The organism is Bacillus sp. P4_D3 (genome assembly GCF_056401855.1).
Window position 1 is genome coordinate 1 of record NZ_JBFUIN010000671.1, and the last position, 1,677, is coordinate 1,677.

Here is a 1,677-nt window from a genome sequence, read left to right on the forward strand (position 1 = left end):
GTAGTAAGAGGTGTAATGAAGCCAATTCCTACATTATATAAACCGTTAGCAAGCGTAGATATTGATACGAAAGAAGCGTTCCAAGCGAGTATTGAAAGATCTGATAGCTGTGCAGTACCTGCAGCAGGTGTTGTAGCTGAAGCTGTTGTTGCGTGGGAACTTGCAGATGCACTAGTCGAACAATTCGGAAAAGACCGCATGGAATTACTAAAGCAAAACATTACGCAACATAACAAATACGCAAAAGAATTTTAATGAAAAGGCGGGGTTAACATGCGAGTAAAAGATCAACTATCATCATTACAACCGTATAAACCAGGTAAATCACCAGAGCAAATGAAAGAAGTATACGGGAATCATTCATTTGTTAAGTTAGCATCAAATGAAAATCCATTTGGCTGTTCACCTCGTGTTTTAGGAGAATTACAAAAATCGTGGCAGGAACATGCATTGTATCCAGATGGCGGAGCTACAACGCTCCGTCAAACGATTGTAGAGAAATTACAAGTGAAAATGGAACAAGTGCTTTGTGGTAGTGGGCTCGATGAAGTCATTCAAATTATAAGCCGTGCAGTGCTCAGAGCAGGAGATAACATTGTTACTGCTGGTGCAACATTCCCTCAATATCGTCATCATGCGGTTATTGAAGGATGTAAAGTGAAAGAAGTTCCTTTAAATAACGGTGTATATGATCTAGACGAAGTTTCTTCAGCAATTGATGAACATACAAAAATCGTTTGGATTTGTAATCCGAATAATCCGACAGGCACATATGTTAATGAGCAAAAATTGACTCAATTTATTGAAGGTATTAGTGAAAATACGTTAATTGTCATTGATGAAGCGTACTATGAATACGTAACAGCAAAAGATTTTCCAGAGATATTACCACTTCTGGAAAAGCATAAAAACATTCTTGTACTTAGAACATTTTCTAAAGCATACGGATTAGCTTCTTTCCGCGTCGGATATGCAATTGGACAGGAAGAGTTAATTGAGAAATTAAATGTTGTCCGTTTGCCATTTAACGTATCTTCATTAGCGCAAAAAGCGGCAACGATTGCCTTTAGTGATGAAGCGTTTATTGAGGAAATAGTACGTGTTAATAAAGAGGGATTACACCAGTACGAAAGTTTTTGTACAGAAAATGAAATCCCGTTTTATCCGTCGCAAACGAACTTTATCTTCTTACCAGTAGATGATGCTGGAGAAATTTATGAATCTTGCGCGCACGCTGGTTTTATTATTCGTCCGTTTCCAAATGGCGTGCGCATTACAATTGGAACAAGGGAACAAAATGAGGGAGTGATTTCAGTGTTAAAACAACACTTTGAAAATAAAAAAAGTAAGTCTCGAGATGAGGCAAATGTGTAAAAAGGTAGTATTAATTGGAACAGGATTAATAGGAGGCTCACTTGCATTAGCGATAAAAAAAGAGCACGATGTAACGATTACCGGCTATGACATATTTAAAGAGCAAGTAGAGCGCGCAAAAGAATTACATGTAGTTGATGAAGTAGCAGTAGATTTACAGCGTGCATGTGAGGAGGCACATTTAATTGTTTTTGCCTCTCCAGTTGAAGAAACGAAAAAGTTATTACACAAACTTGCATCATTTCATTTACGAGAAGATGTTATTGTTACCGATGTAGGAAGTACGAAAGGGACAATTATGAA

The 1,677-nt window shown here is 37.6% G+C and carries 3 protein-coding genes; all 3 read left to right on the forward strand.

Going from position 1 to position 1,677, the window contains the following annotated elements; all coding sequences use genetic code 11:
* On the forward strand, positions 1–255 hold a 255-nt coding region (locus tag AC1DTM_RS25420; protein WP_477001183.1), incomplete at its 5' end, for a chorismate synthase.
* A gap of 18 nt (positions 256–273) precedes the next feature.
* On the forward strand, positions 274–1,374 hold the full coding sequence (gene hisC, locus AC1DTM_RS25425; protein WP_016105171.1) for a histidinol-phosphate transaminase: 1,101 nt from the start codon (positions 274–276) through the stop codon (positions 1,372–1,374).
* Positions 1,367–1,677 (forward strand): prephenate dehydrogenase/arogenate dehydrogenase family protein (locus tag AC1DTM_RS25430; RefSeq protein ID WP_477001184.1); only part of this gene is annotated, 311 nt, incomplete at its 3' end. The genes hisC and AC1DTM_RS25430, both read left to right, overlap by 8 nt.

Excerpts from the sequence above, each read along its gene's own strand:
- hisC (WP_016105171.1), top strand. The coding sequence starts at position 274 with ATGCGAGTAAAAGATCAACTATCATCATTACAACCGTATAAACCAGGT.